The 25,874-nt window shown below is 52.1% G+C and carries 24 protein-coding genes and 1 other annotated feature; of the genes, 13 read left to right on the forward strand and 11 right to left on the reverse strand.

Annotated features, from left to right (window positions below; genetic code table 11):
• Positions 1-63 precede the first annotated feature (63 nt).
• Both FDW96_RS19075 and ykgO read left to right on the forward strand, forming a co-directional pair.
• Positions 64-324, forward strand: a complete 261-nt coding sequence (locus FDW96_RS19075; protein WP_038638331.1) for a type B 50S ribosomal protein L31 — start codon at positions 64-66, stop codon at positions 322-324.
• A gap of 1 nt (position 325) precedes the next feature.
• A complete protein-coding gene (gene ykgO / locus FDW96_RS19080; RefSeq protein ID WP_005125190.1) occupies positions 326-466 on the forward strand; it encodes a type B 50S ribosomal protein L36 in 141 nt (46 codons plus the stop codon).
• A 73-nt stretch (positions 467-539) separates the two neighbouring features.
• Here ykgO and FDW96_RS19085 read toward each other — a convergent pair whose 3' ends face one another.
• The 6 genes from FDW96_RS19085 to acrA form a co-directional block, all read right to left on the reverse strand.
• On the reverse strand, positions 540-1,010 hold the full coding sequence (locus tag FDW96_RS19085; protein WP_042310054.1) for a YlaC family protein: 471 nt from the start codon (positions 1,008-1,010) through the stop codon (positions 540-542).
• Positions 1,011-1,126: 116 nt separating this feature from the next.
• Positions 1,127-1,678, reverse strand: coding sequence for a maltose O-acetyltransferase (maa, locus tag FDW96_RS19090; protein WP_042310052.1), 552 nt, complete (start codon positions 1,676-1,678; stop codon positions 1,127-1,129).
• Between the two features lie 181 nt (positions 1,679-1,859).
• Positions 1,860-2,078 (reverse strand): HHA domain-containing protein, encoded by a 219-nt coding sequence (locus tag FDW96_RS19095; protein WP_002892050.1) that lies wholly within the window; start codon positions 2,076-2,078, stop codon positions 1,860-1,862.
• A 27-nt stretch (positions 2,079-2,105) separates the two neighbouring features.
• Positions 2,106-2,480, reverse strand: coding sequence for an Hha toxicity modulator TomB (gene tomB, locus FDW96_RS19100; protein WP_003021733.1), 375 nt, complete (start codon positions 2,478-2,480; stop codon positions 2,106-2,108).
• A gap of 487 nt (positions 2,481-2,967) precedes the next feature.
• On the reverse strand, positions 2,968-6,117 hold the full coding sequence (acrB, locus tag FDW96_RS19105; protein WP_038638345.1) for an efflux RND transporter permease AcrB: 3,150 nt from the start codon (positions 6,115-6,117) through the stop codon (positions 2,968-2,970).
• A gap of 22 nt (positions 6,118-6,139) precedes the next feature.
• Positions 6,140-7,333 carry a multidrug efflux RND transporter periplasmic adaptor subunit AcrA gene (gene acrA, locus FDW96_RS19110; protein WP_038638348.1) on the reverse strand — a complete coding sequence of 398 codons (1,194 nt, stop codon included), beginning with the start codon at positions 7,331-7,333 and terminating at the stop codon, positions 6,140-6,142.
• 141 nt (positions 7,334-7,474) lie between these two features.
• Here acrA and acrR point away from each other — a divergent pair, with 141 nt between their 5' ends.
• Positions 7,475-8,125, forward strand: a complete 651-nt coding sequence (gene acrR / locus FDW96_RS19115) for a multidrug efflux transporter transcriptional repressor AcrR (RefSeq protein WP_042310049.1) — start codon at positions 7,475-7,477, stop codon at positions 8,123-8,125.
• Between the two features lie 127 nt (positions 8,126-8,252).
• Entirely contained in the window at positions 8,253-11,618 is a 3,366-nt protein-coding gene (gene mscK / locus FDW96_RS19120; RefSeq protein WP_137366135.1) for a mechanosensitive channel MscK, read from the forward strand.
• A 39-nt stretch (positions 11,619-11,657) separates the two neighbouring features.
• Here the strand turns inward: mscK and FDW96_RS19125 are convergent, their stop codons facing one another.
• The 3 genes from FDW96_RS19125 to priC all read right to left on the reverse strand — a co-directional run bounded on the left by FDW96_RS19125 (position 11,658) and on the right by priC (position 13,360).
• A complete protein-coding gene (locus FDW96_RS19125) occupies positions 11,658-12,581 on the reverse strand; it encodes an Rpn family recombination-promoting nuclease/putative transposase (RefSeq protein WP_137366136.1) in 924 nt (307 codons plus the stop codon).
• Between the two features lie 69 nt (positions 12,582-12,650).
• Positions 12,651-12,818 carry a pleiotropic regulatory protein RsmS gene (rsmS, locus tag FDW96_RS19130; protein WP_137366137.1) on the reverse strand — a complete coding sequence of 56 codons (168 nt, stop codon included), beginning with the start codon at positions 12,816-12,818 and terminating at the stop codon, positions 12,651-12,653.
• Between the two features lie 14 nt (positions 12,819-12,832).
• A complete protein-coding gene (priC, locus tag FDW96_RS19135) occupies positions 12,833-13,360 on the reverse strand; it encodes a primosomal replication protein N'' (RefSeq protein WP_042310045.1) in 528 nt (175 codons plus the stop codon).
• A gap of 69 nt (positions 13,361-13,429) precedes the next feature.
• Between priC and FDW96_RS19140 the strand changes: the two genes are divergently transcribed.
• The 8 genes from FDW96_RS19140 to hemH all read left to right on the forward strand — a co-directional run bounded on the left by FDW96_RS19140 (position 13,430) and on the right by hemH (position 21,597).
• Positions 13,430-13,807: a DUF454 family protein gene (locus FDW96_RS19140; RefSeq protein ID WP_061381574.1), complete on the forward strand. Its 378-nt coding sequence runs from the start codon at positions 13,430-13,432 to the stop codon at positions 13,805-13,807.
• A 194-nt stretch (positions 13,808-14,001) separates the two neighbouring features.
• Positions 14,002-14,553: an adenine phosphoribosyltransferase gene (apt, locus tag FDW96_RS19145; RefSeq protein ID WP_061381575.1), complete on the forward strand. Its 552-nt coding sequence runs from the start codon at positions 14,002-14,004 to the stop codon at positions 14,551-14,553.
• Between the two features lie 117 nt (positions 14,554-14,670).
• Complete coding sequence (gene dnaX / locus FDW96_RS19150) at positions 14,671-16,599, forward strand: DNA polymerase III subunit gamma/tau (RefSeq protein WP_137366138.1); 1,929 nt, start codon at positions 14,671-14,673, stop codon at positions 16,597-16,599.
• Positions 15,932-15,996: a sequence feature (DnaX frameshifting element), on the forward strand. (Overlaps the previous gene by 65 nt.)
• Positions 16,600-16,656: 57 nt before the next feature.
• Entirely contained in the window at positions 16,657-16,986 is a 330-nt protein-coding gene (locus tag FDW96_RS19155) for a YbaB/EbfC family nucleoid-associated protein (protein ID WP_003021764.1), read from the forward strand.
• A complete protein-coding gene (recR, locus tag FDW96_RS19160; RefSeq protein ID WP_003021767.1) occupies positions 16,986-17,591 on the forward strand; it encodes a recombination mediator RecR in 606 nt (201 codons plus the stop codon). The genes FDW96_RS19155 and recR overlap by 1 nt, the downstream gene beginning before the upstream one ends.
• A gap of 110 nt (positions 17,592-17,701) precedes the next feature.
• Entirely contained in the window at positions 17,702-19,576 is a 1,875-nt protein-coding gene (htpG, locus tag FDW96_RS19165) for a molecular chaperone HtpG (RefSeq protein ID WP_137366139.1), read from the forward strand.
• 232 nt (positions 19,577-19,808) lie between these two features.
• Positions 19,809-20,453: an adenylate kinase gene (adk, locus tag FDW96_RS19170; RefSeq protein WP_003021773.1), complete on the forward strand. Its 645-nt coding sequence runs from the start codon at positions 19,809-19,811 to the stop codon at positions 20,451-20,453.
• Positions 20,454-20,634: 181 nt separating this feature from the next.
• Positions 20,635-21,597, forward strand: a complete 963-nt coding sequence (hemH, locus tag FDW96_RS19180) for a ferrochelatase (RefSeq protein WP_137366140.1) — start codon at positions 20,635-20,637, stop codon at positions 21,595-21,597.
• On the opposite strand, the gene aes is transcribed toward hemH, so the two are convergent.
• Entirely contained in the window at positions 21,594-22,553 is a 960-nt protein-coding gene (gene aes / locus FDW96_RS19185; protein WP_137366141.1) for an acetyl esterase, read from the reverse strand. The genes hemH and aes overlap by 4 nt on opposite strands.
• Before the next feature lie 151 nt (positions 22,554-22,704).
• On the opposite strand from aes, the gene gsk reads away from it, so the two are divergent.
• Complete coding sequence (gene gsk, locus FDW96_RS19190) at positions 22,705-24,009, forward strand: inosine/guanosine kinase (RefSeq protein ID WP_079225179.1); 1,305 nt, start codon at positions 22,705-22,707, stop codon at positions 24,007-24,009.
• Positions 24,010-24,098: 89 nt separating this feature from the next.
• Here gsk and ybaL read toward each other — a convergent pair whose 3' ends face one another.
• Positions 24,099-25,778, reverse strand: coding sequence for a YbaL family putative K(+) efflux transporter (gene ybaL, locus FDW96_RS19195; RefSeq protein ID WP_042310032.1), 1,680 nt, complete (start codon positions 25,776-25,778; stop codon positions 24,099-24,101).
• Positions 25,779-25,874: the final 96 nt, after the last annotated feature.

Raw genomic sequence — 25,874 nt, forward strand, 5'->3', positions numbered from 1 at the left:
TGTGATTTAAACAAGAGTGGTGTATTTTTATGGTTATGTTATAACGTAACAATTGAGGTTGCCATGAAACCGGATATCCATCCTTTTTATCGTACCGTGGTGTTTCACGATACCAGTGCCAATGAATATTTTAAGGTCGGTTCGACCATCAAAACCGAACGTGAGATTGAGTTCGAGGGGAAAACGTACCCGTATGTGACTCTCGATATCTCATCTAAGTCACATCCGTACTACACCGGAAAACAAAAGACCTTTGATAACGAAGGTAGCGCAGCGCGCTTCCAGAAACGTTTTGGTCATTTTATTGGCGCTAAGCGAGGTTAAAATGCAGGTACTCAATTCGCTTCGCAGCGCAAAACAGCGGCACCCTGACTGCCAGATAGTGAAACGCAAAGGGCGCTTGTATGTTATCTGTAAAACGAATCCGCGATTTAAAGCGGTACAGGGCCGTAAAAAAAGACGTTAGTTTCATTGCCAGCATTCAGGGATTAAAGTGCGTTTCCTTCACAGTGACGCACTTTTTTATGGTAACGGCGAAATTACTGGCTGGCCTGCGGGCGGGTGAGCGTAAACACATCGTAGAACGAGAGTTCGCCTTTACGTGAAATCATCTTTTGCAGCTGTGCTTTATGTTCGCTATCAACTGAAGGGGAGTGCAAAATAGAGTCGATCAGTGAGGAGGGAACAAAACGCGTGTTGTACCATTCACCGTTATAGCAAACTCTGAAATCCAGGACATCGATGTCTTCATAGCGATAGCGCGGCGCCACGTCGAAAAAGAAAAAGCCGTTAAGTATGACAAACAGCACTACCAGCAGCCATACCGAATCGACCAGCGTTTCTGACTGTAGCATTACCGCCAGCGTAGCAAACCACGCCACATACATACCGATAAACAGCCCCGGATGTTTGCGAATAAAGCTGATGCTAAAGCGCGGTTTGTTGTCGCGCTTCTCGCGAATATTTAAGTCGTCGATTGTTTCGGTAAGCAGGCGCTGTATTTCTGTCATCTCTTGCCTTCGTGATATCTGCAAAATTCAGGAGGGATCGCCCTATTTTAAAAGGGGACACCTTCTGAAGAAAGTAACAGATTAACCACAATTTAGCATAACAGTTACATTTAAGATCACAGTGTTTTGATGATCCTCGCGGGATTACCGCCGACTACGCTGTTTGCCGGAACACTTTTCGTCACCACCGCGCCAGATGCTACAACGACATTATCTCCGAGCGTTACGCCTGGATTTATTACTGCACGTCCGCCTATCCAGACGTTGTTGCCAATAGTGACGGGTTTTCCCAGCTCCAGACCGCTGTTGCGTTCGGTCGCATCCAGCGGATGCGTGGCTGTGTAGATATGGACGCCGGGTGCCAGCATGCAGTTATCGCCAATATGGATTGGACAGACATCAAGCATGACGCAGTCGAAGTTGGCGTAAAATTCTTTACCGAGGTAGATGTTATAACCGTAATCACAGCGGAAAGAGGGTTCAATATACGCGCCCTCGCTTTGACCCAACAGATCATGCAGGATGGCCTGACGCTCACTTTTTGCGTCTGGCGCAGTAAGATTATAGCGATGGGTCAACTGACGAGCGCGTAGTCGGTCGTCGCGCAACGTTTCATCCGCCGGGCGATAGAGTTCACCGGCGATCATTTTCTGCTTTTCTTTACTCATTACGAATTCCCTGTGTACTGATGAACATTTCAGCACAGTAAAACGCAATGCAAATAAAGGGAACGTTCCCGTTGCTTCACTGTGATCGTAGTCACGTGATTTGAATTAAATAACCATTGTAAATGCGAAAATGGTCAGTCAGACAAATGTACCGCTATACCTGACTTAACCTTGAGAACAATTAGCGAATGAATTTCCAAACGGAAGTTGGAATCTTGTCGTAGAGCTTATTCATGGTCAATTCAGCAAGGCGGTGATCCGCTGCTGAGTAAAATACAGCCAGTTCGTTGTCGGACAATTCATATTTATTTTTTTCAATAACGCGCTCAAGCGTGTCAATTGTCTGGCAGCGTCGCAGGCGCATCAAATAATCTGTTTTAGTTAATGGTTTATCAGACATAACTCTTACCTATGATTGTAATAATTTTTAACAAGACAAACTAACAGGATTAGCCCTGGTGGCATTGACAAAACAGCGAAACAGTCGATTACCTGATTTCCGCCATTTCTGCAGATCCTGCGTATTAATACCATAACTGCTGAACAACATAAAAGTGTCATCCAGGTATTCATCTATCTGCGCAATCAGCTTATTGTCCTCATTGTACTTAATTTTATAATTAAGTGCGAAGGTTGCAATATGCTCTATCAGTTCATTGAGCTGTAAGCTGGTTGCAGAGGTAGGGTCGTTAACCCAGCCATGGTTACTTTGTTCAAGGTTTGCAAGACAGTCATGATACAGAGTTTCGCAGAGAAATTTAAGCTGCGCGATATCATGTCTTTTGGGTGAGTATTCATCCATAACGCATCCCCTTCTTCGTGGCTTAAACTAACCGAACACCTTCGGGATGGATACAACAAACTACCTGGAACTTGCCCGCGACTCCTGATGATTTAACTATAATCTACTCTAAAAAAGATTTCATCGTCATATCACGAAAAATTACAATTATGCAAAATTATGATGTAGCGTCATTTTTACATTTTAACAGATAAATGCAGTTATTCGAAATCGGACAAATTCTTTATTCTTCGGGCAATCATCGGGTTATCTTGATTAGCTATAGCAACAACAGGCAACAACCGACAAGATCGACCGATAGCCAGGAATAATCTTAATATTTATTAACGTAAATAAGAACTCTCAAAACTTTTTAAGAATAGCCTTTAAGGCTACAGGGATTATATCGCTTATTTAAGCTGGAGCAAATAAACAGAATCGCAATAAGTGAATTTTATGATTTTTCCAGAAAAAAGGCCGCTTGCGCGGCCTTATCTTTAGAGAGGTATCAATGATGATCGACTGAGTGGCTATGCTCAATATCTTCATTTTTGCGGCTAAAGCGGCGGCGTACCACCACAAAGAACACCGGAACAAAGAAGATAGCCAACACGGTTGCCGTCACCATCCCGCCCATTACGCCAGTACCAACGGCGTTCTGCGCGCCGGAACCTGCGCCGGAACTGATTACCAGCGGCATTACGCCCAGAATAAAGGCCAGTGACGTCATCAGGATCGGACGTAAACGCATGCGGACCGCGTCCAGCGTTGCCTCAATCAGTCCTTTGCCCTCTTTATCCATCAAGTCCTTGGCGAATTCGACGATAAGTATCGCGTTCTTCGCCGACAACCCAATGGTTGTGAGCAGACCTACCTGGAAGTAAACGTCGTTAGTCAGGCCACGGAACGTTGCCGCCAGCAATGCGCCGATAACCCCCAACGGTACTACCAGCATAACGGAGAACGGAATAGACCAGCTCTCGTACAATGCCGCCAGGCACAGGAAGACGACGATCAGTGAAATGGCATACAGAGCAGGGGCCTGGTTGCCAGACAGTCGTTCCTGATAGGACATACCTGTCCAGTCATAACCGATACCGGATGGCAGTTTGCTGGCCAGTTGCTCCATCATTGCCATCGCTTCACCGGTACTTTTACCCGGTGCGGCCTGGCCTAAGATCTCCATGGAAGGCAGACCGTTATAGCGTTCCAGACGCGGTGAACCATATTCCCAACGTGAGGTAGAGAAGGCGGAGAATGGGACCATCTGTCCATCGCTGCCGCGGACGTACCAGTTGCCAATATCTTCCGGTAACATACGGTATTTCGCTTCAGACATGACGTAAACTTTCTTCACACGACCACGGTCGATGAAGTCATTCACGTAGCTTCCGCCCCATGCTGCACCCAGCGTTGTATTAATATCACTAATGGAAACACCCAGAGCCTGCGCTTTTTCCTGATCGATATCGATCTTGAACTGCGGCGTATCTTCCAGACCGTTAGGACGTACGCCGACTAACAGGTCAGGATGTTTCGCAACTTCACCAAACAGCTGGTTACGTGCCTGGGTCAGTTTTTCATGGCCCAAACCTGCCTGGTCAATCAACTGGAAGTCAAAACCGGTGGCGGTACCTAACTCCACAATCGCTGGCAGGTTGAAGGCAAAGACCATTGCATCTTTAATCTGCGAGAATGCGCCCATCGCACGCTCGGTAATCGCCTCAACTTTATTCTCTTTACCTGGGCGTTCGCTCCAGTCTTTCAGCGAGACGAACGCGATACCGGTGTTCTGACCACGACCCGCAAAACCGAAGCCGTTAACGGCGAATACCGATTCAACGTTCGCTTTTTCTTTCGTCAGATAGTAATCCGTCATTTCGTCCAGCACCTTCTGGGTACGCTCTTGCGTTGCACCCGCTGGCAGCTGAGCCATAGACAGGAATACCCCCTGGTCTTCATCTGGCAGGAACGAACTTGGCAGACGAACGAACAGATAGGCCATGCCCACGACGATGATCAGATACAGCGCCAGATAACGACCGGTACTGCGCAGAATACCGCCCACGCTGTCGGTGTAATGGTGCGTGCTCTTATCGAACATGCGGTTAAACCAGCCGAAGAAGCCTTTTTTACCTTCTCCGTGATCGCCTTTAGCAATCGGTTTGAGCATGGTCGCACACAGAGCAGGGGTCAGAATCAATGCCACCAGTACTGACAACGCCATCGCGGAAACAATGGTGATGGAGAACTGACGGTAAATTGCACCGGTAGACCCCCCGAAGAATGCCATCGGGATAAATACCGCTGACAGCACCATCGCGATACCCACCAGCGCGCCCTGAATCTGGCCCATTGATTTACGTGTCGCTTCCTTCGGCGGTAGTCCTTCTTCCGCCATAACACGCTCAACGTTCTCGACCACCACGATGGCGTCATCCACCAACAGGCCGATGGCGAGCACCATCCCGAACATCGTCAGGGTGTTTATCGAGAAGCCGAAAATCGCAAGGACGGCAAACGTACCCAACAGCACTACCGGTACGGCGATAGTCGGAATCAACGTCGCGCGGAAGTTCTGCAGGAACAGATACATGACCAGGAACACGAGGATGATCGCTTCCGCCAGCGTTTTCACCACTTCGTGAATAGAGATTTTCACGAACGGTGTGGTGTCATATGGGTAAACGATCTTCAGACCTGACGGGAAGAACGGTTCCATCTTCTTCAGTTCGTCGCGGATAGCATTTGCCGTGTCCAGGGCGTTAGCGCCTGTCGCCAGCTTGATACCCAGACCGGATGCTGGTTTACCGTTGAACTTCGCAATGATGTCGTAGTTCTCGCCGCCCAGCTCTACTTTCGCCACGTCACGCAAACGAACCTGGGAACCATCCTGATTTACTTTCAGCAGAATTTTGCTGAACTCATCGGCGGAGGTCAGACGGGTCTGCGCGATGATCGACGCGTTAAGCTGCTGGCCTTTCACCGGCGGCGTACCACCTAACTGACCGGCTGCAACCTGGGCGTTTTGCGCTTTGATTGCGTTGATGACATCAACCGGTGTCAGCTGGAAATTGTTCAGTTTGTTTGGATCCATCCAGATACGCATTGCGTACTGCGAACCGAACAGCTGAACGTCGCCCACGCCTGATGTACGGCTAATGGCATCCTTCATGTTGGCGCCAACGTAGTCGGAAATATCCTCCTGCGTCATGGTGCCATTGGTGTTGATAACACCGACGACCATCAGGAAGCTGCTGGATGATTTCTCAACGCTAACCCCTTGCTGCTGTACTTCCTGCGGCAGTAACGGCATAGCCAGCTGCAGTTTGTTCTGCACCTGTACCTGCGCAATGTCCGCATCAGTACCAGACTGGAAGGTTAGGGTGATCTGCACGGTACCCGTGGAGTCACTGTTTGAGGACATGTACATCAGGTTATCGATACCGTTCATATTCTGTTCGATAACCTGCGTAACAGTATCCTGTACTGTTTTGGCATCAGCGCCAGGGTAGGTCGCGGAGATCGTCACTGCTGGCGGTGCAATAGTCGGATATTGCGCTACCGGCAATTTGAGGATCGCGAGCCCCCCTGCCAACATGATGATAATGGCGATCACCCACGCAAATATTGGGCGATCGATAAAGAAATTAGGCATGTCTTAACGGCTCCTGTTTAAGTTAAGACTTGGACTGTTCAGGTTGGCTACCGCTTGCGGCTTGCTGGTTATTATCCGCGGTAATCTCCTGGGCTTTTACCTGCGCGCCAGGACGTACTTTTTGCAACCCAGTGACAATCACGCGGTCGCCCGGCTTAAGTCCATCAGTGACTAACCATTTATCGCCAATCGCTTGTGCGGCGACAATTTGACGCATTTCAACTTTGTTATCTGCACCGATAACCAAGGCACTGGCATCACCACGCGGTGTGCGGGTAACGCCTTGCTGCGGAACCAGTAATGCAGTTGGGTTAGTCCCTTCTTCCAGACGAGCACGGACGAACATTCCCGGCAGTAAGGTGTGATCCGGGTTAGGGAAGATTGCGCGTAACGTAATCGAACCGGTGGTTTGATCTACCGTAACATCGGAAAATTCCAGCGTACCGGCCTGCGGGAACTTAATGCCGTCATTGGTCACCAGCTCGACTTTCGCTTTACCGTTCTCTTGCTTCAGCGTGCCGTTGGCCAACTCTTGTTTCAGGCGCAGGAAGTCGTTACTTGACTGCGTCACGTCCACATAGATAGGGTCCAACTGCTGAACGGTAGCCAGTGCGGTCGCCTGACCGTTTTGCACCAGAGCACCTTCCGTAACGGATGACTTACCAATGCGGCCGCTGATCGGCGACGTCACTTTGGTATAGGCCAGATTGATGCGTGCAGTTTCTACTGCGGCTTTCGCGGCGACGACGGCGGCGTTCGCCTGCTGTGCGTCTGCCAGCGCGCTATCGTAATCCTGTTGACTGATGTACTTAGTACCCAACAGTTTCTGATAACGTTTAACCGTCAGTTGAGCGATATTTGCTGCGGCTTGTGCTTTGGCCAGATCGCCTTTTGCGCTCTCATAAGCGGCCTGATAAGTCGCAGGATCAATCTGATAGAGAGATACACCCGCTTCGATGTCACCACCTTCCGTGAAATTACGTTTCAGGATGATGCCGCTAACCTGAGGACGAACTTCAGCAATGCGATACGCACTGGTGCGACCCGGGAGTTCGGTTGTTATCTGTAGAGGTTCAGTTTTGAGCGTAACAACTCCAACCTCTGGCATCTGCTGGCCCCCTTGTTGGGCCTGTTTGTCGTCACATCCTGTTAGCGCTAAGCTGCCTGAGAGCATCAGAACGACTGCCAGAGGCGTTAACCCTCTGTTTTTGTTCATATGTAAACCTCGAGTGTCCGATTTCAAATTGATCAATGGCTTAAAGCCCATAAACCCATTGCTGCGTTTATATTATCGTCGTGCTATGGTACATACATTCACAAATGTATGTAAATCTAACACCTGTAAATTCACTGACCTATGGCACGAAAAACCAAACAACAAGCACAGGAAACACGACAGCACATTCTCGATGTTGCTCTGCGTTTGTTTTCGCAACAAGGGGTATCATCCACCTCGCTTGCGGAGATCGCAAAAGCCGCTGGTGTCACGCGCGGCGCAATCTATTGGCATTTCAAAAACAAATCGGATTTATTCAGTGAAATTTGGGAGCTAGCAAAACCTAACATTGATGAGTTAGAGACTGAGTATCAAGCAAAATTCCCCGACGATCCACTATCAGTATTAAGAGAAATTTTAATTTACGTTCTTGAAGCTACCGTGACAGAAGAACGCAGACGTTTGTTGTTGGAAATTATATTCCACAAATGCGAATTTGTCGGGGAAATGGCCACTGTTCAGCTAGCTCAACGCAGTCTGTGTATTGAGAATTACGACCGTATCGAACAAACATTGCGGCACTGCATGAATGCCAACATGCTGCCGGAAAATCTGAACACGCGTCGCGTGGCGGTGCTGCTGCGTAGCTATGTTACCGGAATTATAGAGAACTGGTTATTTGCCCCTGAATCTTTTGATCTGAAAAAAGAAGCGCGTGAATACGTCGCAGTGCTGTTGGAGATGTGTCTTCTCTGCCCAAGCCTGCGGGTTAATGTGGCGAAATCCTGCTAACTTTTGAGGTCTTAACCAGGAATTATCCTGGTCGTTTTGCCTGCTGCTATTCTGCCGCTCACAGCCGTGATATTCTTGCCGCTTGACTATTTCCGGTCACTTTTCCGGTTCAGAAACGTTCATTCTCATGACTATGTTGCAGCTCTATAAACGTTCACAGCATCTTATTGCTATTACCTTTCTTTTCTTCATTCTATTGCTTTCTTGCCAGTCGTCAGCATTTGCACGGGCGCAACAGAGTGGAGATCTGCCGACGAAAGCGGATATTCAGAGCCAACTGGACGCGCTGAATAAACAAAAAGATCTCTCCGCGCAGGATAAGCTGGTTCAGCAGGATCTGACCGATACCATCGCCACGCTGGATAAAATCGATCGCGTGAAAGATGAGACCGTACAGCTTCGGCAGAAAGTTGCCGAGGCGCCGGAAAAAATGCGTCAGGCAATGGATGCGTTAAATTCGCTCAGCGATGTTGATAATGACGATGAAACGCGAAAAACGCTGAGTACGCTCTCCTTACGCCAGCTGGAGTCGCGCGTGGCGCAGGTATTGGATGACCTGCAAAGCGCGCAAAACGATTTGGCCGCTTATAACAGCCAACTGGTATCACTGCAGACTCAGCCAGAGCGCGTGCAAAATGCGATGTACACCGCGTCGCAGCAAATGCAGCAAATCCGCAATCGGCTTGATGGTAATAACGTGGGTGAGGCGGCGTTGCGCCCCAGCCAGCAGGTCCTGCTGCAGGCACAGCAGGCGCTCCTGAACGCGCAGATCGATCAACAACGTAAAAGCCTTGAAGGTAATACGATTTTGCAGGACACCTTGCAAAAACAACGCGATTACGTGACGGCAAACAGCAATCGTCTTGAACACCAGCTTCAGCTCCTGCAAGAAGCGGTAAACAGCAAACGACTGACGTTAACCGAAAAGACGGCGCAGGAAGCGGTATCGCCTGACGAAGCTGAGCGTATTCAGTCTAATCCGTTAGTGAAGCAGGAACTGGACGTCAACCATCAGCTTAGCCAGCGTCTGATCGCCGCGACCGAAAACGGCAATAACCTGATGCAGCAAAACATTAAGGTCAAAAACTGGCTCGATCGCGCGCTGCAATCCGAACGCAATATTAAAGAGCAGATCGCTGTCCTGAAAGGCAGTCTGCTGCTGTCACGTATTCTGTACCAGCAGCAACAAACGCTGCCGTCGGCAGATGAGCTTGCCGATATGACCAACCGGATCGCCGATTTGCGTCTGGAGCAGTTCGAGGTCAATCAGCAACGTGACGCCCTGTTCCAGAATGATGCGTTTGTCGCCAAACTGGAAGAAGGGCACAGCAGCGAAGTCAACGGTGAAGTTCATGATGCCCTGCTGCAGGTCGTGGATATGCGCCGGGAGCTATTGGATCAACTGAATAAGCAACTGGGTAACCAGTTGATGATGGCGATTAACCTGCAAATCAACCAGCAGCAGTTGATGAGCGTGTCGAAAAATCTGAAAGGGATCCTCACCCAGCAAATTTTTTGGGTTAACAGTAACCGCCCAATGGACTGGGACTGGATCAAAGCCTTCCCGCAAACGCTGAAAGACCAGTTTAAGTCGATGAAAATCACCGTGAACTGGGAAAAAGCCTGGCCAGCGGTATTTATTGCATTCCTCGCAGGGTTGCCCCTGCTGCTCATCGCCGGGTTAATCCGCTGGCGTTTGAAATGGCTGAAAGAATATCAGGCGAAATTAGCCGCTGCGGTAGGCAACCTGCGTAATGACAGTCAGCTCAATACGCCAAAAGCGATACTAATCGATCTCATCAGAGCGCTGCCGGCCTGTCTGATTATCCTCGCCGTGGGTCTGATTCTGCTTACCATGCAGCTGAATATCAGCGACCTGCTGTGGGCGTTCAGTAAGAAGATGACCGTCTTCTGGCTGGTGTTTGGTCTGTGCTGGAAGGTGCTGGAAAAAGATGGCGTGGCGATACGCCATTTTGGCATGCCTGCAAAGCAAACCAGCCACTGGCGTCGCCAGATTGTGCGTATTAGCCTGGCGTTGTTACCGCTTAACTTCTGGTCGGTTGTTGCTGAACTGTCACCGCTCAATTTGATGGATGATGTGCTTGGTCAGTCCGTCATTTTCCTCAACCTGTTGCTGATCGCCTTCCTGGTATGGCCAATGTGCCGTGAAAGCTGGCGTGACAAAGAGTCGCATGGTCTGCGTCTGGTCACCATTACCGTGCTGTCTATTATCCCTATCGCATTGATGGTGCTGACGGCGACAGGGTATTTCTATACCACGCTGCGCTTGTCGGGGCGCTGGATTGAAACGGTTTATCTGGTTATTGTCTGGAACTTGTTGTATCAGACGGTACTTCGCGGGTTGAGCGTAGCGGCGCGGCGCATCGCCTGGCGTCGTGCGTTAGCGCGTCGTCAGAACCTGGTGAAAGAAGGGGCTGAAGGCGCAGAACCGCAAGAAGAGCCGACCATTGCGCTGGAGCAGGTTAACCAGCAAACCTTGCGTATCACCATGCTGGTGATGGTTGCCCTGTTTGGTGTTCTGTTCTGGGCAATTTGGTCCGATTTGATCACCGTGTTCAGTTACCTCGACAGCATTACGCTCTGGCATTATAACGCTACAGAAGCGGGGGCCGCAGTGGTGAAAAGCGTCACCATGGGCAGCCTGCTGTTTGCGATTATTGCGTCAATGGTCGCATGGGCGCTGATCCGCAACTTACCCGGCTTGTTGGAAGTGCTGGTACTCTCGCGACTGAAAATGCGCCAGGGGGCGTCGTATGCGATTACCACCATTCTTAACTATGCGATCATCGCTATCGGTGCGATGACGGTCTTCGGTTCGCTCGGCGTCTCGTGGGATAAACTACAGTGGCTGGCCGCAGCTTTGTCGGTTGGTCTTGGTTTTGGTTTGCAGGAGATTTTCGGTAACTTTGTTTCCGGTCTGATTATTCTGTTTGAGCGCCCGGTACGTATCGGCGATACCGTGACCATCGGAACATTCTCGGGAACGGTCAGCAAGATCCGTATCCGTGCCACCACCATTACCGACTTTGATCGCAAAGAGGTGATCATCCCGAACAAAGCCTTTGTGACGGAGCGTTTGATCAACTGGTCGCTTTCCGATACCACTACGCGTCTGGTGATCCGCATTGGTGTGGCCTACGGTTCGGATCTGGAGAAAGTGAAGAAAGTGCTGCTGCAGGCGGCGATGGAACATCCGAAAGTGATGCACGATCCGGAGCCAGCGGTGTTCTTTACCGCCTTTGGTGCCAGCACGTTGGATCATGAGCTGCGTTTATACGTGCGTGAACTGCGCGATCGTAGCCATACGGTTGACGAACTTAACCGTGCGGTCGATCGTTTGTGCCGTGAAAATGACATTGATATCGCCTTTAACCAGCTCGAAGTGCACCTGCATAATGCGAAAGGGGACACCGTGACCGAGGTTAAGCGTGACATCGTCAAGGGTGACGATCCGACGCCTTCGGTAGGTTAAGTTGCAATCAGGGCGGCCAGTTTGCCGCCCTGATTGTATTTAGTGAGTCAGCGCTGTCAGTTCTTCCTGCGTCAAGCCCGTAATGTGTGTAATCAGATCCGGTTCCAGGCCGCGGGCGAGCATTTTTTGTGCGATATCACGCGCTTCTGCCTGCCGACCTTCTTCTAACCCTTTTTCCAGCCCTTGCTGCATGCCTTCCGCTCTACCTTTTTCTTCTAACCATTCAGCAATTGTCATCAGCTGTTCCTTGTACTGTGGCGCACTCTGCGCCAGTTGGCGGACAAGTACGCCGGGTTCCGTGGTATTTCCTGCTTTCAGCATGTAATTAATCAAAACGTCGAGCTGATATTCTGTCAGGCGATCCTGCGTTAAGAGCGTAATGAGTTGATCCAATAACTCGCTCAGATCGCGTTGCCGAATATGTTTTTGCAGGAGTTCCAGCATCGCTACCCGTTGATGCTGCATGATCTGATTATCTGGCATAATGGTCAGGTCTACCAGTGCAAATTCATTGCTATAAAGCGCTTTCGCAAGCTGTGGCTCGCTAAACAACTGATGCCAGTTGAGAGTATAGGGCCACGGGCTTTCCGTACCATGATAAAACAGTACAGGTACCACCAGAGGTAAGGTTTTATGCCCGGCGTTAAGGTGATGCTGCATAGCAGCAACAGCGTAGCGCATCAGGCGAAAGGCCATTAATTTATCGGGTTTACTCTGATGCTCAATCAGCGCATAAACATAGCCGGGTCCATGTGTTGTTTGCAGGGAATAGAGGATATCTGAATAGCAGGTGCGTAAATCGTCCTCAATAAAGCTGCCTGATTCCAGCGTCAATGTTTCCATATCGCATATATTGAGAAACGCTTGAGGCAAATGGATCTGCAAAAAATCTCGGGCGACCTCTTTTTGCGTCAGCATTTGCCGAAAGACCGCATCGTGCGGCGTGGTGGGGAGCCGTTCCATGATCTGTCCGTTATCGTCGTGATGTTGCGACGACTCTGACACCGAAGCCAATGGCAGACCAGAGGGCAGTTAATCAGTTTGCGAGGCGCCTTCCGCACTTTTAAGCTTATTTTCATAATCACGCATAACGATCTCCAGCGCGCGTAGCACTGTGCATGCTGGAAGCTGATTTTCCTCAAGTAAAACAATCAAATCGACGGCCAGTTTGACCTCGTCCGGGGCGTTCTCTAATGACATAAATTCTCCGGGTATTAACGGGTTAAACGCGCCAGCACATTTTCTATTCTTGCCAGTGCATGACGACAGCGCGCGAGTCGCGCTTCGAATGCTTCTACTTCACGATGCAGTTTTTGCTGTTCTTCAAAGCCAGTAGCCTGAGCCAGGCGCTCTTTGCGTTCACGCGTCATTTCAACCAGCCGGCGTTCAAACTCCTGGTGTTGAACCCGCTTGCGCTGCCAACGCGCCAGACCGGGAGAGGCGCAGTCCCACTCTCTGAGCGACCAGCTGGTGGTTTCGCGTGAAATCGCCTCTAACTGTGAGGCAAGATGTTCCGCAAGCCAGCTAATTTGTGGTAGTTGTTGCTGATCAACCGCGCGGCGTAGGGCCTTAAGATTTTCTTCTGCTTCATCCAGACAAGCCTGCAGTAACGTACTGCGAGTGTGAAACAGATGCCTGTCAAAACGGGCGCTAAGCGTTGTATGATGCGCCAACGGGGCACAACGCTGTCGCAGGCGGTTAAGCTGGTTTTCGAGCGTCTGTAGCAGCATGACGGTTTTCACGACAACACTCCGATGAAAATGAGAACTGTTATGCTAAAGTAGCGATTCTCTGTGTTAAGTACTCATATTATGCAACGCATTATTCTAATCATCATTGGCTGGCTAGCGGTAGTATTAGGAACGTTGGGCGTTGTATTGCCGCTATTGCCCACGACGCCGTTTATCCTGCTGGCTGCCTGGTGTTTTGCCCGCTCATCGCCGCGTTTTCACGACTGGCTGCTGTATCGTTCGTGGTTCGGCGGGTATCTGCGCCATTGGCAAAAACACCGTGCGATGCCGCCGGGAGCAAAGCCGCGCGCTATTTTGTTGATATTGATTACGTTTGGTATTTCACTGTGGCTGGTCAATATGATGTGGGTACGCGTCCTGCTGCTGGTTATTCTCGCCTGTTTACTGATTTTTATGTGGCGGATCCCGGTGATTGATGAAAAACAACAAAAGCAGTAAAGCGCAATAATCGCTGTTGCAATTGTCTCTCACAGCCAGTAAATTCGACCGTTTTCGAGCACAGGCGCAGGTGGTCAAAGGTTAAGCAAATGTAACCCTGGCCCTTAATATAGACACAAAATCATTCAAGACACGTCGAGGATGAAGTGTATAGTGCGCCGTGAAGTAATACCGAATTAATCAGGCACAAACTTATGACCGCGACTGCACAGCAGCTTGAGTTTCTCAAAAATAGCATCAAAAGCATCCACGACTACCCGAAACCGGGCATTCTTTTTCGCGATGTCACCAGCTTACTGGAAGACCCGAAAGCCTACGCCCTCAGCATTAAATTGCTGGTTGAACGCTACAAAAATGCGGGTATCACTAAAGTGGTTGGCACCGAAGCGCGTGGCTTCCTGTTTGGCGCGCCGGTAGCATTGGGTCTGGGCGTCGGCTTTGTTCCGGTACGTAAACCCCGCAAGCTTCCGCGTGAAGTGATCGCCGAGAGCTATGAGCTGGAATACGGCACCGATCAGCTGGAAATCCACGTTGATGCCATCAAACCGGGCGATAAGGTACTGGTTGTGGACGACCTGCTGGCAACCGGCGGCACGATTGAAGCCACCGTGAAACTGATCCGCCGTCTGGGTGGCGAAGTGACCGATGCTGCTTTTATCATTAACCTGTTTGACCTGGGCGGCGAACAGCGCCTGGAAAAACAGGGGCTGACCTGTTATAGCCTGGTTCCGTTCCCGGGCCACTAAGTCGGCTATCTCATCTCGGCTGAAGTAATACCGAGACACACAACCTCGCCGTCGCTGCGAGGTTGTGTTAGCATTATCCTCCTGTGAATCCACCCTCCAGCCTTTCAGAGCCTGCCAATGAGTTATCAGGTCTTAGCCCGAAAATGGCGCCCCCAAACCTTTGCTGACGTCGTCGGCCAGGAACATGTGCTGACGGCACTGGCGAACGGCTTGTCGTTAGGGCGTATTCATCATGCTTATCTGTTTTCCGGCACCCGTGGCGTCGGGAAAACCTCTATCGCCCGTTTGCTGGCGAAGGGACTAAACTGTGAAACCGGCATCACCGCCACGCCGTGCGGCGTGTGCGATAACTGCCGTGAAATCGAGCAGGGGCGTTTTGTCGATCTGATTGAAATCGATGCCGCCTCACGCACCAAAGTCGAAGACACCCGCGATCTGCTGGATAACGTTCAGTACGCGCCCGCACGCGGTCGCTTCAAGGTCTATTTGATCGACGAAGTGCACATGCTGTCGCGCCACAGCTTTAACGCCTTACTGAAAACGCTCGAAGAGCCACCTGCGCACGTTAAATTCCTGCTGGCGACCACCGATCCGCAGAAGCTGCCGGTGACTATCCTGTCGCGCTGTCTGCAATTCCATCTTAAAGCGTTGGATGTTGAACAGATTCGCCATCAGCTTGAGCATATCCTCAAAGAAGAGCATATCGCCCATGAGCCACGCGCCTTGCAACTGCTGGCCCGCGCCGCGGACGGCAGCCTGCGCGATGCGCTGAGTCTGACCGATCAGGCGATTGCCAGCGGCGATGGTCAGGTGTCGACCGACGCAGTGAGCACCATGCTCGGCACATTGGACGATGACCAGGCACTCTCGCTTGTTGAAGCGGTTGTTGCGGCTGACGGCGAACGCGTTATGACGTTGGTGAACGATGCCGCCGCACGGGGTATTGAATGGGAAGCGCTGCTGGTTGAGATGTCGGCTTTGCTGCATCGCATTGCTATGGTACAACTTTCGCCCGCTGCGCTCGGCAGCGATATGGCCGCCATTGAACAGCGTATGCGCGAACTGGCGCGAATCGTCCCGCCAACCGATATACAGCTTTACTATCAAACCCTATTAATTGGGCGCAAAGAACTGCCGTATGCGCCGGACAGACGAATGGGTGTCGAAATGACGCTACTGCGTGCGCTGGCTTTTCATCCGCGCATGCCGCTGCCGGAGCCTGAAGTCCCACGCCAGTCGTTTGCCCCCGTCGCGCCCACTGCGGTGATGACCCCGACGCAGATATCACAGCAGCCTGCGCCAGCGCAGCAGCAACAGAATGTGCCGCTCTCTGATGCCACCAGCCAGGTGCTGGCGGCGCGCAGCCAGCTGCAACGTGCTCAGGGAGCAACCAAACCAAAAAAGAGTGAACCGGCAGCCGCTTCCCGCGCGCGGCCGGTGAATAATGCTGCGCTGGAAAGACTGGCTTCGGTGTCGGAACGCGTTCAGGCGCGCCCTGCAGTTTCTGCGCTGGAAAAAGCGCCAGCGAAGAAGGAAGCGTATCGCTGGAAAACGACCAATCCCGTAGCCGAAGTCAAAGAAGTCGTTGCCACGCCGAAAGCGCTGAAAAAAGCGCTTGAGCATGAAAAAACGCCGGAACTGGCGGCAAAACTGGCGGCAGAAGCCATTGAGCGTGATCCCTGGGCTGCTCAGGTGAGCCAGCTTTCGCTGCCTAAACTGGTGGAGCAGGTGGCGCTTAATGCCTGGAAAGAAGAGAATGGCAACGTGGTTTGCCTGCACCTGCGTTCCACACAACGGCACCTTAATTCCAGCGGCGCGCAGCAAAAACTGGCCGAAGCATTGAGTACCTTAACGGGGTCAACGGTTGAATTGACCATCGTTGAAGATGATAATCCAGCGGTGCGCACGCCGCTGGAGTGGCGTCAGGCCATTTATGAAGAGAAACTCGCGCAGGCGCGTGAGTCGATTATTGCGGATAATAACATTCAGACGTTGCGTCGTTTTTTCGATGCAGACCTGGACGAAGAGAGTATTCGCCCCATTTGATCGTCAGCCTGATGGTTGGACGGTCGTCATCCCTTAACGTGATTGAGAGAGAAGCCTATGTTTGGTAAAGGCGGTCTGGGTAACCTGATGAAACAGGCCCAGCAGATGCAGGAAAAAATGCAGCAGATGCAGGAAGAAGTCGCCAAGCTGGAAGTGACCGGCGAATCTGGAGCGGGTCTGGTAAAAGTGACTATCAACGGCGCGCACAACTGCCGTCGCGTGGAGATCGATCCAAGCCTGCTGGAAGACGACAAAGAGATGCTGGAAGACCTGGTTGCTGCGGCATTCAACGACGCGGCGCGTCGCATTGAAGAGACGCAGAAAGAGAAGATGGCTTCTGTTTCTTCCGGAATGCAGCTGCCGCCTGGCTTTAAGATGCCGTTCTGATGCAAACCAGCCCGCTGTTAACTCAGCTTATGGAAGCACTGCGCTGTCTGCCGGGCGTTGGCCCGAAGTCTGCGCAGCGCATGGCGTTCACGCTACTTCAGCGCGATCGCAGCGGCGGGATGCGTCTGGCGCAGGCGTTAACGAAGGCGATGTCGGAAATCGGCCACTGTGCCGATTGCCGCACCTTCACAGAGCAGGACGTCTGTAACATCTGTTCGAACCCGCGTCGTCAGGAAAATGGTCAGATTTGCGTGGTGGAGAGTCCGGCGGACATCTATGCCATTGAGCAAACCGGCCAATTTTCTGGACGTTACTTCGTGCTGATGGGGCACCTGTCGCCGCTGGACGGTATTGGCCCTGATGATATCGGGCTGGATCGCCTTGAACAGCGACTGGCGTCTGAGCAAATCAACGAACTGATCCTCGCGACCAATCCCACGGTCGAAGGAGAGGCGACCGCCAACTATATTGCTGAGCTTTGCATGCAGTATGGCGTTGAAGCCAGCCGTATCGCCCATGGCGTACCGGTCGGCGGCGAGCTGGAAATGGTCGACGGCACCACGCTGTCGCACTCTCTGGCCGGGCGTCACAAGATTAAATTCTGAACAAACGGAGGCCGCGACGGCGGCTTCCGCTTGAAATCTTTCCCGCTTGTCCCCATTTCACCCTCAACGTGTTTTTACCATTGAAAATGGCATTGTTGAGGTAGATCTACATGAAAGGACAAGAAACTCGTGGTTTTCAGTCAGAAGTAAAACAGCTTCTGCACCTGATGATCCATTCTCTGTATTCCAATAAAGAAATCTTCCTGCGTGAGCTTATCTCTAACGCCTCAGATGCAGCAGACAAGCTGCGTTTCCGTGCACTGTCTAACCCGGATCTGTACGAGGGTGACGGTGAACTGCGCGTGCGTGTTTCCTTCGATAAAGATAAGCGTACGTTGACCATTGCTGATAACGGCGTGGGGATGAACCGTGATGACGTCATCGATCATCTGGGGACCATTGCGAAATCCGGTACCAAATCTTTCCTCGAATCCATGGGTTCCGATCAGGCGAAAGACAGCCAGTTGATCGGTCAGTTCGGGGTTGGCTTCTACTCGGCGTTTATCGTGGCTGATAAAGTGACCGTACGTACCCGCGCGGCGGGCGACAAGCCTGAGAAAGGCGTGTTCTGGGAATCTGCGGGTGAAGGCGAGTACACCGTTGCCGATATCACCAAAGACGATCGCGGCACCGAAATCACTTTGCATCTGCGCGAAGGTGAAGACGAGTTCCTGGATGACTGGCGCGTACGTTCCATCATCAGCAAATATTCCGACCATATCGCGCTGCCGGTAGAGATCGAAAAATCCGAAGAGAAAGACGGCGAGACCGTGGTTTCCTGGGAAAAGATCAACAAGGCGCAGGCGCTGTGGACGCGTAACAAGTCGGAAATCAAAGACGACGAGTACAACGAATTCTACAAGCATATCGCCCACGACTTTACTGACCCGCTGACCTGGAGCCACAACCGTGTGGAAGGTAAGCAGGAGTACACCAGCCTGCTGTACATCCCGTCGCAGGCGCCGTGGGATATGTGGAACCGCGATCACAAGCATGGTCTGAAACTGTACGTTCAGCGTGTGTTCATCATGGACGACGCCGAGCAGTTTATGCCGAACTATCTGCGCTTTGTGCGCGGTCTGATAGATTCCAACGATTTACCGCTGAACGTTTCCCGCGAGATCCTGCAGGACAGCACCGTCACCCGTAACCTGCGCAGTGCGCTGACCAAACGCGTGTTGCAGATGCTGGAAAAACTGGCGAAAGATGACGCCGAAAAATACCAGACCTTCTGGAAACAGTTCGGCCTGGTGCTGAAAGAAGGTCCGGCGGAAGACCACGCCAATCAGGAAACTATCGCTAAGCTGATGCGCTTCGCGTCTACGCACACAGACTCCTCCGCACAGACCGTGTCGCTGGAAGACTATATCTCCCGCATGAAAGAAGGGCAGGAGAAAATCTACTACATCACTGCAGACAGCTACGCGGCGGCGAAGAGCAGCCCGCACCTGGAACTGCTGCGTAAGAAAGGCATTGAAGTCCTGCTGCTTTCTGACCGCATCGATGAGTGGATGATGAACTACCTGACCGAGTTCGACGGCAAGCCGTTCCAGTCCGTTGCGAAAGCCGACGAGTCCATCGATAAACTGGCGGATGAAGTGGACGAGAGCGCGAAAGAAGCGGAAAAAGCGCTGACGCCGTTCGTTGAACGCGTGAAAACCTTGCTGGGCGATCGCGTCAAAGAAGTGCGTCTGACCCACCGTCTGACTGACACGCCGGCCATCGTCACCACCGATGCGGACGAAATGAGCACCCAGATGGCGAAACTGTTCGCTGCTGCGGGTCAGGCCGTACCGGACGTGAAATATATCTTTGAACTTAACCCGGACCACGTGCTGGTAAAACGCACGGCGGATACCCAGGACGAAACGCAGTTTAAAGAGTGGGTTGAACTGCTGCTGGATCAGGCTCTCTTCGCCGAACGCGGCACGTTGGAAGATCCTAACCAGTTCATCCGTCGTATGAACCAGCTGCTGGTGTCCTGATCGCCATCATCTAATGCCGGATAGCGCTAACGCTTATCCGGCCTACGATTAAAAAGATATTGTAGGCCGGATGAGGTGTTTACACCGCCATCCGGCAATTTCACTCCTTATTTTCAATTTTCCCTCCATTAACCGTTTCAGCGTCGGGCGTCTTCCTTGAGCCAATTGCGTGATGGTGGTATCGTTTAGCGCTTTTTAAAAAATATCGACAACCTTTAAGGGGATTTTCGTAATGCGTATCATTCTGCTTGGCGCTCCGGGCGCGGGTAAAGGAACTCAGGCTCAGTTCATCATGGAGAAGTATGGTATTCCGCAAATCTCCACCGGTGATATGCTGCGTGCCGCCGTGAAATCTGGCTCCGAGCTGGGCAAACAAGCGAAAGACATCATGGACGCCGGTAAGCTGGTGACTGATGAGCTGGTGATCGCGCTGGTAAAAGAGCGTATTGCTCAGGAAGACTGCCGTAATGGTTTCCTGCTGGATGGCTTCCCGCGTACTATTCCGCAGGCTGACGCCATGAAAGAAGCAGGTATCAACGTGGACTACGTTCTGGAGTTTGACGTACCTGACGAGCTGATCGTTGACCGTATCGTGGGCCGTCGCGTACACGCTGCTTCTGGCCGCGTTTACCACATCAAATTCAACCCGCCTAAGGTTGAAGGTAAAGACGACGTGACTGGCGAAGAACTGACTACCCGTAAAGACGATCAGGAAGAGACCGTGCGTAAGCGCCTGGTGGAATACCATCAGATGACCGCGCCGCTGATCGGCTACTACTCTAAAGAAGCGCAGGCGGGTAACACCAAATACGCGAAAGTTGATGGCACTCAGGCCGTGGCTGACGTGCGCGCAGCGCTGGAAAAAATCCTCGGTTAAGTTTTAGCGCAGTCTATGCCGGATGGCGGTGTAAACACCTTATCCGGCCTATGATTTTTTTGTAGGCCAGATAAGCGCAGCGCCATCAGGCAAATTCACGTCTTACCTCTCGCAGCAATTAGTTCTTCTTCATCACTTTTCCGCTACAATTATCAACAATTTGAATCGATAAGAGGCGGTAATGCGTCAGACGAAAACCGGTATCCTGCTGGCAAACCTCGGCACCCCCGATGCCCCCACTCCTGAAGCTGTTAAACGCTACCTGCGCCAGTTTTTAAGCGATCAACGTGTAGTCGATACTTCCCGCCTGCTGTGGTGGCCGTTGCTGCGTGGGGTGATCCTGCCGCTGCGTGCGCCACGCGTGGCAAAGCTGTACCAGTCAATCTGGATGGAAGACGGTTCGCCGCTGATGGTCTACAGCAAGGCACAACAGCAGGCGCTGGCACAACGCCTGCCCAATACGCCTGTTGCGTTGGGCATGAGCTACGGCTCGCCTTCGCTTGAAAGCGCGGTCGACGAACTGCTGGCAAGTGGCGTTGACCATATTGTCGTGTTACCGCTGTACCCGCAATATTCCTGTTCGACGGTGGCAGCGGTGTGGGATGAACTCGCGCGCATTCTGGCGCGTAAACGCAGTATTCCCGGCGTCTCCTTTATTCGTGATTACGCCGATGACAGTGCCTATATTGACGCGCTGGCAAAAAGTGCCCGTGACTCCTTTGCCAAACACGGCGAACCCGATTTACTGCTGCTCTCCTACCATGGGATTCCACAACGTTACGCCGACGAAGGCGATGACTACCCTCAGCGCTGTCGCGACACGACTCGTGAGCTGGTCTCTGCGCTTGGCCTGCCACCGGAAAAAGTGATGATGACGTTCCAGTCGCGTTTTGGTCGCGAACCGTGGCTGACGCCGTATACCGACGAAACGTTAAAAATGCTGGCGGAGAAAGGGACCCGACATATCCAGGTTATGTGTCCGGGCTTTGCGGCAGATTGTCTTGAAACGCTGGAAGAGATCGCGGTGCAAAACCGGGAGATTTTCCTCGAGGCTGGCGGCCAGCAATATGAGTATATTCCGGCGCTGAATGCCACACCGGAACATATTGAAATGATGGTCAAACTGACCGCTGCCTATCGTTAAAGTTGTGCTTTGAAGTAACGTGCGCCCTCCCGCAACGCATCGTCGGCGGTTTTCATCATCCGCGAGTAGTGCAGGAAGGCGTGCAGCGTGCCGGGGTACATTTTGTACTGGCAGGGCTGCTGATGCGTCTGTAGCGTCTGAAATAATAAACGGCTGTCGTCAATCAACGGATCGAACTCCGCGCCGGCGATAAAACATGGCGGCACGTCGCGCGTCAGGTCGTTATTGAATAAGCAATAATACGGCGACTCGCGATCGTCGGCGCTACGCAGGTACGCGTTTTCGTACATCTGCAGATCCTCCCGCGATAAACCATCCCATGCTCCGCCCATCAGCCGTCGGCTGGGCGAATCCTGCAGGCCGTAAAGTCCATACCACAGCAGTACGCCTGCGACTTTGCCGCAGGCAATCTGTTTGTCCCGCAGCCACAACGCGCTGGCAAGCGCCAGCATCGCGCCAGCGGAATCACCGGCAAAACCAATATGATCCACATTCAGAGAATAGTCGCCCGCGTGCTGGTGATAATACTGACAGACGGCGACAATCTCCTCGATGGCTTGCGGGAAACGAGCCTCCGGCGAGAGCGAATAGTCGATGCCAATTACCGTGCACTGCGTGTAAAGCGCCAGTAAGCGCATAATGCGATCGTGAGTATCCAGATTACCAAGAATGAAACCGCCGCCGTGCAGATAATACATCGTGGCCTGACTATGGGGTTGCGGAGAATAAATTCGCGTGGCAACGGGGCCGCGCGCGGTAGAAATGACGCATTCCCGGGTATTCATCTGCGGGGCATCGGCATTCCACAATTGCCGTTCGTGGATATAGTGTTGGCGTTGGGCCACGATGTCATCGGTGGCGGGCCAGGGCGGCAGATCGTCGCGATGAAAATTCACCACGGTTTTCATTTCGTCTGAAATTCTGTCGAGTACGGGGATCTTATTTTCCGGCTTCATAAACGCTCCTTGTGAAGGTGATTTATTGTAGAAATTACCCCCGTATAAACTGCGATCCCATCGTCCGATATTGAAACTCAGCGCCGCATCGCATGCGAAGCAGGGAATGTGCTACCATGCACCGCTCAGCTAATCACCCGTAAAATCGACCATGAAATTTCCCGGTAAACGTAAATCCAAACACTATTTTCCTGTCAGCGCGCGCGATCCATTGCTGCAACAGATTCAGCCTGAAAATGAAACCAGCGCAGCCTGGGTGGTGGGTATCGACCAGACGCTGGTAGATATTGAAGCCAAAGTTGATGATGACTTTGTAAAACGTTATGGATTAAGCGCCGGGCACTCTCTGGTGATTGCAGACGATGTTGCCGAAGCGCTCTACCAGGAGCTGGTACGTGACAATTTGATCACCCATCAGTTTGCCGGTGGAACTATCGGTAACACGATGCACAACTACTCCGTGCTGGCGGATGACCGCTCGGTACTGTTGGGTGTGATGTGCAGCAATATCGAGATTGGTAGCTACGCGTACCGTTATTTATGTAATACCTCCAGCCGTACCGATCTGAACTACCTGCAGGGCGTTAATGGACCGATTGGCCGCTGCTTTACGCTGATTGGCGAATCCGGTGAGCGCACGTTCGCTATCAGCCCCGGACATATGAATAAGCTGCGGGCGGATAGCATCCCCGAGGCAGTTATTGCCGGGGCCTCCGCGCTGGTGCTGACCTCCTATCTGGTGCGTTGCGAACCGGGCGAGCCGATGCCGGAAGCGACCATGAAGGCGATCGAATATGCCAAAAAACACAATGTGCCGGTGGTTCTGACGCTGGGTACCAAATTCGTTATTGCCGATAACCCGCAGTGGTGGCAGGCATTCCTGAAAGAGCATGTCTCTATTCTGGCGATGAATGAAGAAGAGGCCGAAGCGCTGACCGGCGAGAGCGATCCGCTGCTGGCCTCCGACAAAGCGCTGGATTGGGTGGATCTGGTGCTGTGCACTGCGGGTCCGGCGGGTCTGTATATGGCGGGCTTTACGGAAGAAGAAGCCAAACGTAAAACTCAACATCCGCTGCTGCCGGGGGCTATTGCCGAATTCAACCAGTACGAATTCAGCCGCGCCATGCGCCATAAAGACTGTACTAATCCGCTACGCGTGTATTCGCACATCGCACCGTATATGGGCGGGCCTGAAAAGATCATGAACACCAACGGCGCTGGCGACGGTGCGCTGGCGGCATTGCTGCATGATATTACCGCCAACAGCTACCACCGCAGCAACGTGCCTAACTCCAGCAAGCACAAGTTCACCTGGCTGACCTATTCATCGTTAGCCCAGGTGTGTAAATATGCTAATCGCGTGAGTTATCAGGTGCTGAATCAACATTCACCACGCCTGACGCGCGGTTTGCCAGAGCGTGAAGATAGTCTCGAAGAGTCGTACTGGGACCGCTGAGTTCTTGCCCGATGGCGCTGCGCTTATCGGGCCTACTCTGGTGTGGGAATACGTAGGTCGGATGGCGTAGCGCCATCCGGCACGTAATATTAACTGGCAGTAGCAACGTCACCGGCAGGTGGCGTTTCAATCAGCTCCAGCATAGTGCGGGCGATTTCACGCTCGCCCATGACGACCTGATTGGCACCGCGGTCGGTAATATATTCCACTTCATCGTCATAATGCGCGCGGGCGATAATCTCAATCGACGGGCACTTTTCGCGAGCGGAAGCGACGATTTCACCGGCTTCATAGCCATTTGGAATCGTCAGTAGCAGCCAGCGTGCGCAATCCAGATGCGCCAGATTCATAATCTCTTCGTTGGCGGCATTTCCCAGCACCGCGCGGATCCCGCGCTCACGCAGTTCATCCACCCGCGTACGTGAGGTTTCGATAACCACCAGCGGAATCCCGGCAGCCATCAATTTTTCACCCAGCAGACTGCCGACGCGGCCAAAGCCTACCAGCAGGGCGTGATTGCAGATATCCACCGGAATTTGTTTCTCTTCTTCGATGGCTTCTTCCAGCGTCTGTTCTTCCAGCGTTTCGGTTTTCGCGAGATATTTTTCTAACACCGCGAACAGTACCGGATTGAGCATAATGGACAGAATAGCCCCCGCCAGCACCAGATTTTGCCCGGCCTGCGGTAGCAGGTTTAGCGCCATTCCCAGACCCGCCAGGATGAAGGCAAACTCACCAATCTGCGCCAGGCTGGTGGCAATGGTGAGCGCTGTACGTTGGGAGTGACCAAACAGGCGCACGAGGAAATAGGCGGCAACGGATTTACCAAAGACGATAATCGCCAGCGTACCCAGTACCGCCAGCGGCTGCTGGATCAAAATTAACGGATCAAACAGCATACCAACAGATACAAAGAACAATACGGCGAACGCATCGCGCAGCGGCAGGGTGTCATGCGCCGCACGGTGGCTCAGTTCGGATTCATTCAGCACCATGCCAGCAAAGAACGCGCCCAGAGCAAAGGAGACATCGAATAATTCCACTGCGCCAAACGCGATACCTAATGCCAGGGCAAGGACTGACAGAGTAAACAGCTCTCGTGAACCGGTTGCGGCGCTACGCGCCATGATCCACGGCACCAGGCGACGGCCAACCAGCATCATAATGGCGATAAACGCCACCACTTTACCGATGGTAATGCCCATATCGACGGCCAGCGAGGCAAAGCCGACATCTTCTTTTTCCAGCATGCCGGCGACGGCGGGCAGGAGAACCAGCGTCAGCACCATCATCAGATCTTCAACAATCAGCCAGCCTATAGCGATTTGCCCGCGCTGGCTGTCAATAAGCTGCCGTTCTTCAAGCGCACGCAGTAGCACTACGGTACTGGCGGTTGAAAGACACAGTCCAAAGACGATACCCACCATTAGCGACCAGCCCATCACCGCTGAAAGCGCCATACCCAGTAGCGTCGCCACAGCTATCTGGGCAATCGCGCCGGGAATGGCGATGGACTTTACCGCCATCAAATCCTTCAAGGAAAAGTGCAGCCCCACGCCGAACATCAGCAGGATTACGCCAAGCTCCGCCAGTTCAGGCGCGAGTTTGGTATCAGCAACAAAACCAGGTGTAAATGGACCGGCCAGAACGCCCGCTAACAGATATCCCACCAGAGGAGAAATACGTAGTTTATTGGCAATCATGCCTAATATAAAAGCGAGCACAAGGCCGCCGACAATGGTGGTGATAAGCGGGGTGGCGTGATGCATTCCGTCTCCTTTGGTTGCTGTGATGATCCTGAAAACCTAAATTCCGAGTAATAGTTTATGACAATTTTAATGTTTATGTTTATGAATAATTATTGA

The organism is Citrobacter sp. TBCS-15 (assembly GCF_005280815.1).
Classification (GTDB): domain Bacteria; phylum Pseudomonadota; class Gammaproteobacteria; order Enterobacterales; family Enterobacteriaceae; genus Citrobacter; species Citrobacter werkmanii.

Bases quoted from the DNA above. Each gene is read 5' to 3' on its own strand.
- htpG (WP_137366139.1), top strand. From the start codon at position 17,702: ATGAAAGGACAAGAAACTCGTGGTTTTCAGTCAGAAGTAAAACAGCTT.
- maa (WP_042310052.1), bottom strand. From the start codon at position 1,678: ATGAGTAAAGAAAAGCAGAAAATGATCGCCGGTGAACTCTATCGCCCG.
- acrA (WP_038638348.1), bottom strand. From the start codon at position 7,333: ATGAACAAAAACAGAGGGTTAACGCCTCTGGCAGTCGTTCTGATGCTC.
- FDW96_RS19075 (WP_038638331.1), top strand. From the start codon at position 64: ATGAAACCGGATATCCATCCTTTTTATCGTACCGTGGTGTTTCACGAT.
- hemH (WP_137366140.1), top strand. From the start codon at position 20,635: ATGCGTCAGACGAAAACCGGTATCCTGCTGGCAAACCTCGGCACCCCC.
- dnaX (WP_137366138.1), top strand. From the start codon at position 14,671: ATGAGTTATCAGGTCTTAGCCCGAAAATGGCGCCCCCAAACCTTTGCT.
- tomB (WP_003021733.1), bottom strand. From the start codon at position 2,480: ATGGATGAATACTCACCCAAAAGACATGATATCGCGCAGCTTAAATTT.
- gsk (WP_079225179.1), top strand. From the start codon at position 22,705: ATGAAATTTCCCGGTAAACGTAAATCCAAACACTATTTTCCTGTCAGC.
- FDW96_RS19095 (WP_002892050.1), bottom strand. From the start codon at position 2,078: ATGTCTGATAAACCATTAACTAAAACAGATTATTTGATGCGCCTGCGA.
- FDW96_RS19125 (WP_137366136.1), bottom strand. From the start codon at position 12,581: ATGGAACGGCTCCCCACCACGCCGCACGATGCGGTCTTTCGGCAAATG.
- recR (WP_003021767.1), top strand. From the start codon at position 16,986: ATGCAAACCAGCCCGCTGTTAACTCAGCTTATGGAAGCACTGCGCTGT.
- aes (WP_137366141.1), bottom strand. From the start codon at position 22,553: ATGAAGCCGGAAAATAAGATCCCCGTACTCGACAGAATTTCAGACGAA.
- apt (WP_061381575.1), top strand. From the start codon at position 14,002: ATGACCGCGACTGCACAGCAGCTTGAGTTTCTCAAAAATAGCATCAAA.
- ybaL (WP_042310032.1), bottom strand. From the start codon at position 25,778: ATGCATCACGCCACCCCGCTTATCACCACCATTGTCGGCGGCCTTGTG.
- mscK (WP_137366135.1), top strand. From the start codon at position 8,253: ATGACTATGTTGCAGCTCTATAAACGTTCACAGCATCTTATTGCTATT.
- adk (WP_003021773.1), top strand. From the start codon at position 19,809: ATGCGTATCATTCTGCTTGGCGCTCCGGGCGCGGGTAAAGGAACTCAG.
- FDW96_RS19155 (WP_003021764.1), top strand. From the start codon at position 16,657: ATGTTTGGTAAAGGCGGTCTGGGTAACCTGATGAAACAGGCCCAGCAG.
- rsmS (WP_137366137.1), bottom strand. From the start codon at position 12,818: ATGTCATTAGAGAACGCCCCGGACGAGGTCAAACTGGCCGTCGATTTG.
- ykgO (WP_005125190.1), top strand. From the start codon at position 326: ATGCAGGTACTCAATTCGCTTCGCAGCGCAAAACAGCGGCACCCTGAC.
- FDW96_RS19140 (WP_061381574.1), top strand. From the start codon at position 13,430: ATGCAACGCATTATTCTAATCATCATTGGCTGGCTAGCGGTAGTATTA.
- acrR (WP_042310049.1), top strand. From the start codon at position 7,475: ATGGCACGAAAAACCAAACAACAAGCACAGGAAACACGACAGCACATT.
- acrB (WP_038638345.1), bottom strand. From the start codon at position 6,117: ATGCCTAATTTCTTTATCGATCGCCCAATATTTGCGTGGGTGATCGCC.
- FDW96_RS19085 (WP_042310054.1), bottom strand. From the start codon at position 1,010: ATGACAGAAATACAGCGCCTGCTTACCGAAACAATCGACGACTTAAAT.